General features: G+C 37.3%; 6 protein-coding genes. 2 read left to right on the top strand and 4 right to left on the bottom strand.

The genetic code is table 11. From position 1 onward, the window contains the following. Positions 1 to 253: transposase (locus CDG59_RS11835; protein WP_143225226.1), on the bottom strand; the 253-nt coding region annotated here is incomplete at its 3' end. A gap of 77 nt (positions 254 to 330) precedes the next feature. On the opposite strand from CDG59_RS11835, the gene CDG59_RS11830 reads away from it, so the two are divergent. Beyond that, complete coding sequence (locus CDG59_RS11830; RefSeq protein WP_087545521.1) at positions 331 to 1,773, top strand: CYTH and CHAD domain-containing protein; 1,443 nt, start codon at positions 331 to 333, stop codon at positions 1,771 to 1,773. A gap of 104 nt (positions 1,774 to 1,877) precedes the next feature. On the opposite strand, the gene CDG59_RS11825 is transcribed toward CDG59_RS11830, so the two are convergent. Beyond that, positions 1,878 to 2,510 (bottom strand): hypothetical protein, encoded by a 633-nt coding sequence (locus CDG59_RS11825; RefSeq protein ID WP_005157974.1) that lies wholly within the window; start codon positions 2,508 to 2,510, stop codon positions 1,878 to 1,880. A gap of 104 nt (positions 2,511 to 2,614) precedes the next feature. Between CDG59_RS11825 and CDG59_RS11820 the strand changes: the two genes are divergently transcribed. Continuing rightward, on the top strand, positions 2,615 to 3,001 hold the full coding sequence (locus tag CDG59_RS11820) for a DUF3144 domain-containing protein (RefSeq protein WP_005157976.1): 387 nt from the start codon (positions 2,615 to 2,617) through the stop codon (positions 2,999 to 3,001). 48 nt (positions 3,002 to 3,049) lie between these two features. Here CDG59_RS11820 and CDG59_RS11815 read toward each other — a convergent pair whose 3' ends face one another. Continuing rightward, complete coding sequence (locus CDG59_RS11815) at positions 3,050 to 5,818, bottom strand: M16 family metallopeptidase (protein WP_087545518.1); 2,769 nt, start codon at positions 5,816 to 5,818, stop codon at positions 3,050 to 3,052. A 144-nt stretch (positions 5,819 to 5,962) separates the two neighbouring features. Further along, positions 5,963 to 6,781 (bottom strand): PhzF family phenazine biosynthesis protein, encoded by an 819-nt coding sequence (locus CDG59_RS11810; RefSeq protein ID WP_087545517.1) that lies wholly within the window; start codon positions 6,779 to 6,781, stop codon positions 5,963 to 5,965. Positions 6,782 to 6,904: the final 123 nt, after the last annotated feature.

The raw sequence follows: 6,904 nt of genomic DNA, 5'->3' as shown, positions 1-6,904 counted from the left end.
CCTGCTCACCGATTTTTGCATGTAGTTTTTTTAGATCGATGGGTGGTTCTGTTGGAGCTTTTGATTGATCGAAAGCTTGCGAGGAAGCTGAGATCAATTGATTTTTCCAGTCAATAATTTGGTTTTGATGAACATCAAACTCAGCACTCAATTCAGCAAGTGTTTTTTCTGCTTTAATCGCAGCAAGTGCTACCTTAGCTTTAAAATCATTTGAATGATTTCTTCTTGGTCTACGTGCCATAAAATACTCCATATATTGATGTTTATAACATCATTTGAGGAGCAGAATATCACTTATAGGAGTTGTTCAAATTTACGGATCCATCTCTAATAGAGCTTAAATTTCAACTTCCTGAATCTAAGAAAAAAAGTGTTTTACAAATATTGAATAAGCAAAAAGCGCAAAAAATTCAGCTCCAAGCCAAATATTATGATACCGCTGACCGCTTACTTGCCAAAAACTATGTCGCTATCCGTTTACGCCAAGAAGGTGAGCATTGGGTACAAACCTTTAAAGCCGCCAGTAAAAATCATCTACAGCGCATTGAAGAAGATATTTATCTGGGTAAATGTGAACAAGAACCCGAACTTGATCTATCACTTTATCAGCACAATCGAACCGTTCAAACGGTGCTACGTGAGATTTTAGGTGATGCTCCTGCTAAGCTAGAGTTACAGTTTCAAACAGATGTACAACGAAGTTTCCATGTGTTTGAGTTTCAAGATTCACAGATTGAAGTTTGCTTAGATGATGGTGAAATTCGTACTCCAACCGATCAAGCCAAAATTTGTGAAGTCGAATTTGAACTCAAACAAGGTACAGCACAGGACTTAATTGATTTTACCAAGACATGGGTAGATAAATATCAATTATGGCTTGATGTGCGTAGCAAAGCTGAACGAGGTAATTTACTCGCAGTTGGCAAACGTGTTTCTCCTGCGACCAAAGCCAAACAGCTCAATTTAGAATCTGAACTTAGCGCGGAACAGTCGCTTAAACTGATCGTCGAAAATACCTTAAACCACATATTGCCGAATGCTGCCGCAATTGCCGATGGTGTTGCTGAAGCCGATCATATTCATCAAGCACGTGTCGGCTTGCGTCGCTTACGTTCTGCTTTAAAACATTTTTCAAATTGGTCAGCCCAGATTGATCCAACTTGGGAAAATGAATTAGCAGAACTTTTTAAGGCTTTGGGGCAATCACGTGATCACGATGCAATTCAGGATTCTGTGATTCCGCTTATAAAACAAAGCTGTGATTTTGAATTTCCTCTTGGTGCTGAAATAGATTCCTATATCGCCAAGCTTTTCAGCGGAGCTAAAACAACACAGCTATTCTTATCATTATTTAGTTTTATATATTGTGGTGATGAATCAAAATCAAAATTATCTAAACAAGTGGTTAAAAGTTTGAGCAAGCTTTTTCATAAAATTTTAATGGACGCAACTCAGTTTTCTACACTTACAGTTGAAAAACAACATCGTACTCGTAAGCGTATTAAGCAATTGCGTTATTGCATCGATTTTATTTCTAGGCTTTATCCTGAAAAAGAGGTTCAGCAATTTCTAAATAAACTTGAGCCAATTCAGGAGTATTTAGGTTTTTATAATGATCTCTTTGTGGCGGAACAGATTTTTGAAAAGCAGGCGCTAGAACAACCACAATTTTTATTTGCACTCGGTTGGGTAAAAGCACAACAACCTCATGTCGCAAAGAAAGCAGACAAAAAGTTACAGGATTTATCGGCTCAAGATATTTTCTGGAAATAGCAATCTCTACACAAACCCAAATACTGATCAGTATAAATTTCAACTCACCCCTCTTTGAAAAAGAGGGGGATGAAAAGCTTGACTTGATGAGAAATTATCAAATTCTATCGATATTTCCCAAAAATCTTCCATGTCCCATTATCGGCAATCGGATCACTATAACTATCATTACGCTGCTTACGTGGCTTATCTCGCGCATCTACCAATTTAAAATGCGGCTCAACACTTAAAATCACGCCATTCATATAAAAACGGGTACGCGTATATTCACTTTGTCCATGTTGAAAGACATAAGTTCGTAAATCAATAAACTCACGATGTGCCACCAAAGCCGCAGTATCATCACTCCCCAGCCACTCCTGCATCGCAAAAATCTGATCGGTCTCAAATTTTCCACATTTTTCGAGCAAAGCCGCTACGCCACGAAAAGTCTTAGATTCTTTAGCCCGTGTTTTATTAATTCGAATACGATCTACATGAAAGAAAAACAGTGGCAAATTTAGATGGCTCGGTAAATGAATCGCATCAACGACATCATCCTCCATAAAAGGCTGACAGAGTTGCTGCGCCCTTTCAATCAAAGGTTGCCATTGTTGGTAGTATTCATCGACCTCGTCCTTTAAACCATAATAAATCGGCAAACCTTCGACATGCTCTAAATATTGGGGTGGATGTATATGTTGACGTAGTAAAGCGATATCCGTTTTAAGGCTTTGAATTGCAATCGCATCTTGCATAGTGATTATTCTAATTACTTAGGCTATTTCAGATTAAGCCAAAGGTTTAGTTTCCGCAAGGCTTTGTCTATAATATCGTGTCTTATTTGTTGTTGGGAAAAATCATGTCTCAAAAAATTAATGCCACTGATGTGACAGAAGAAGAAGCTTTAAATGCGATATTTTTTGAGCGAGCAGATGAATTTATCAAACAAGCCAATGAGTTTTGTCGCCCACCAAAAGGACAGCAACCCAAACCAGAAGAGTTACGTGGACAAGTCAGCGCTGCCATGTTATTTGCAACAGCTCGCTTTAATACGTGGGTTGCAGCAAATAATTTTAAAGATGGCAATGAAATGCGTGATGCCAAAGAACAGGTGATGTCTTATTTATTGCAACAGTTTCAAATGATGCTTGAAGACAACTTTGACGAATATTGTGAGCAGTTTGAAAATTACTTACGCTTCCGTAAAAATGAAGATTTTCATACGCATAAACACGATCACGAATAATCTAAACGTAAAAAGAAAGCCACCTAAGGGTGGCTTTCTTTTGGTCTGTTATTTTAAGTCTTGGGCTTTACCATATTGGTCAGCCATTACTTCCACAAACTGATCCAATTTGATGTATTTTTTAATTACAGCATCTACATCTGCCTTACTCAACTTTGCAAGTGCTTGATCTCGTTCAGCACGATCCATCAAGGTTTTATTTCGCTCTAATTGACCCGTAAGCATACTATGAATATTTCGTTCATCTTCTAATGAAGTCACACGCTTCTTCATAATATCGGCTTTGGCTGCTTCAACCTCTTGTTCAGTCACACCTTTGCTTAGCAAATCAGTTAATACTTTATGAACAGATTGAGAGACTTGATCAGAACGACCAGCTGTATAATTCGCAGTAATACTAATTGATCCACTATCGGTATCAGAATCTAGATCAAGATTACTTCCAAATCCATAAACAAGCGCATTTTTCTCACGTAATTCCTGCGCCAAGCGAGAAGACAATTGCGAGTTACCCATAATATGGCTAAGGATAATGAGTGCGGGAGCATCTTGATGATAAGCCCCTACTGGAATCGTTAGGATACTTTGATAGCTACCAAACTCACGTTGCTCGGAGAGTGCATGGACTTTTTCAGCTTTGAAAGCAACATAAGGAGAAGTAATTTTTTGGTACGGCTGTTTCGTTTTCCACTGTCCAAATGCTTTCTGTAGCATGCTTTGCATTTTTTTCGGATCGAAATCACCTGTCACAGCAATTTGACCATGATCTGTCACAAAGAATTGATCATAGAATTGCTTCACCTGTGCTTGGGTAGCCGCATTTAACTGCTGCTTCGCAAACTCTGGTTCAAAGTGATAACGCAAATCACCTGGTTGATAGGTTTCGAGTAATCTTGCCAAAGTCATAGATGCGACTACAGCAGGTTCAGTATAAGGTCGATCTAATGCAGATAAACTCTGATTTTTTGCTAAATCAAATTCCGATTGTGCAAATTTAGGTTGCTTCATCACATCGACAATAAAGTTTAAAAAATCTTCAAACTTATCTTTTTTTGCCTGAATCCCAATTGTTAAACCATTACCATTTGAAGTGATAGATGCTCCACCACTTGCTGCAATCGCTTTATCTGTAATTTCTTGCAGTGTATGTTTTTCAGAACCACGCAACATCAAATAACTGGTTAAATCTAAGGTCACTCCTTTACCAAACAGTGATTTTTCAGTACCAAAATCTAAGCTAATCATGGCATAGGTTTTGTCATCACGTGTTGTGGTTGGGAATAAAGCATAGCGAATACCATTCTTTAATTCACCACGTTGAATTTTTTGCTCATTTTTTTGCAATTGCTGCGCAGACTGTGCGACAAATTGAGTGACTTCTTGTCGATAAATGGCAACATCTTTCAAAGGTTCAGGCTTTTCGGCACTTTGGTCTAAGGTTTTAGGTTTATCTTGTGCCTTAAGTGTCATCGCTTTCTTTTGATCTTCAGGCGTAGGCTGAATATCTCCCGAAATACGATGCGATGATACTAAAAACTGTTTTAATGTTTGATTGGCATCATTTAATTTTAAATCTTGAATAGCTTGTAAATCTTTGAAGTATTGATCCCATTGTCCGTGTGAAGACACTGCATAATCACTAAGGCGGGAACCCAAAGCAACGGCATCATTTGCAATCGTTTCAGCGGTATTTTGAGTAATAGTTTTGATACGTTGTAATTCTGCGTCGGTAAATGATTGACTATTCTCAACACCATCAATCAACGCATCATCAACTTTCTTTGCATCATGATTCGGCGCATACACCGCACCCATAAACACCATATTAAAATCTTGGTCCAACCATGTCGTTGATTGAACAGCTGTACTCACTCCTGTTTCTACCATACTCTTATACAACGTACCACTAGGTTGCATGGTATAAAGTGCTGGTGCAAGTGCTAATGCTGGTTGTAGTTGCGTATTTTTTCCATTCATATAAATGTGGAATTTAGCAAGATCACTACCCTTTTGCACCGTGAATTTTCGCTGCTCAATCTTACTAGAATCTAAGACTGGAACTTGAACAGGTGCAGGTACAGTACGTGCAGGAATCGGACTAAAATATTGATCAATTTTATTTAATACTTCTGATTTATCAAATTTTCCAGAAATGACCATCACAGCATTATTTGGTGCATACCATGTTCTATAAAACTGATTTAGTTCATTCATTTTTATAGACTTTAATTCAGGCAAATCACCAATCGGCAATCGACCTAAATATTGATTGCCATAAGCCGCTTTCCACATCTGATCCATCAATACTGCAAACGGTTGATCCATACGAATTTCACGTTCACGTTTTACGATTTCGATTTCAGAAGGGACAAATTTTTCTTGTAGCACTAATTTATCCATACGCTCAGACTCGAGGTATAGAATTTCATTCAGTGCATTTTTTTCAGGACGAACAATATTTAAATATTTAGTTGAATAATAATCGGTACTGGCATTGGTCATTAAAGTAAATTGATCCAAACGACGCTGAAACTCCTCACCTTTGACATTTTGTGTGCCTTTAAATGCCAAATGTTCAAGCAAATGAGCAAGACCACTTTTCCCTTTAGGATCGTTAAGAGAGCCTGTTAAATACACGGTATTTACATAGACTTTATTTTCTTTATCATTTGGTGCAAGAATAACTCTGAAACCATTATCTAATTTGTATTCTTCAATATTTTTTTCACTTTTTACGAGTACTGTCTGAGACCAAGACGTTGCACTCAACCCGATCAAACAAAGTGAGAGAGTAAGCTGCTTAAACCGCATTAACATAGATTATCCGAGTTTTTTTGGTGATTTAAATAAAAACAACAAGCTATACTAGATAATGGTTTAAATTTTTAATAGTTATGTTTTGAAAAAAGCTGTGTATTTAAACAGCTTTTTTCTATGTTTTTATAGCGGTTTAGTTAAAATTTAGATCGTCAGTTCAGCTTGCATATACAGTTTTGCATAACCTGAAATTTCAATACGATCCTCAGACTCAATCACACACTCTAAAATCCCACCTCGAACTGATGCTTGATATGCGATAAGCTGAGTTTGATCAAGTTTTTCAGCCCATAAGGGTGCAATTGCAGTATGAATCGAACCCGTAACAGGATCTTCATTAATTCCAATCGCAGGGGCGAAATAGCGAGATACACAATCAAACTGACCTTCGTCTCTCGCTGTAATAGCAACATCAGGTTGAGATGCAGTAATTGCGGTACGTAATGCGCCTAATTGTTTTAATTTTTCAAAGTCGGGCTGCTCGTTTAATACATCAGCGACTGTTTCATATTCAACAATATACGCCTGACCATTCAGATAAACCGCTTTAAATGGCTTAGTTAAACCATCTCGAAGTTCTTGAGGATATTCAGATACAAGTTTAGCTTTTCGAATAGGGAAATTCATTTTAATCTTGCCATCTGCTGCTTGGCTAACCACAAAAATTCCCAAATCGCGCACATGAAATTGAATGGTTTTTGTTCTTGTAAAATCTTTAAATAATACGAATGCACTTGCCAGTGTCGCATGTCCACAAAAAGCAACTTCATCTGTTGGTGAAAACCAACGGATCTCATAATTATCATCATCTATAGTCTTAACAAAAGCTGTCTCGGAAAGGTTATTCTCTAATGCGATATTTTGCATTAAGTTTTCATCCAACCATTCATCTAAGACAATGACTGCCGCTGGATTGCCTTTAAATAATACTTGGGTAAAAGCATCAACTTGATACATTTTCATAGCAACAGACTCTAAATATTTTTCAACTATTTTGAACTTTTAACCGATATAACATAGATACAGATTTATCTAAATTTACGATACAGTGCATATTTATAGGTTTGAAAATCATGTGAAATGCAC

This window comes from Acinetobacter sp. WCHA29 (assembly GCF_002165335.1).
Lineage (GTDB): Bacteria > Pseudomonadota > Gammaproteobacteria > Pseudomonadales > Moraxellaceae > Acinetobacter.
The sequence above is the reverse complement of the archived record's forward strand: the minus strand, read 5'-3'. Positions and strand labels throughout refer to the sequence as shown.

What these genes read in the sequence shown, in the direction of transcription:
- CDG59_RS11825 (WP_005157974.1), bottom strand. Translation starts at nt 2,510, where the DNA reads ATGCAAGATGCGATTGCAATTCAAAGCCTTAAAACGGATATCGCTTTA.
- CDG59_RS11820 (WP_005157976.1), top strand. Translation starts at nt 2,615, where the DNA reads ATGTCTCAAAAAATTAATGCCACTGATGTGACAGAAGAAGAAGCTTTA.
- CDG59_RS11815 (WP_087545518.1), bottom strand. Translation starts at nt 5,818, where the DNA reads ATGTTAATGCGGTTTAAGCAGCTTACTCTCTCACTTTGTTTGATCGGG.
- CDG59_RS11810 (WP_087545517.1), bottom strand. Translation starts at nt 6,781, where the DNA reads ATGAAAATGTATCAAGTTGATGCTTTTACCCAAGTATTATTTAAAGGC.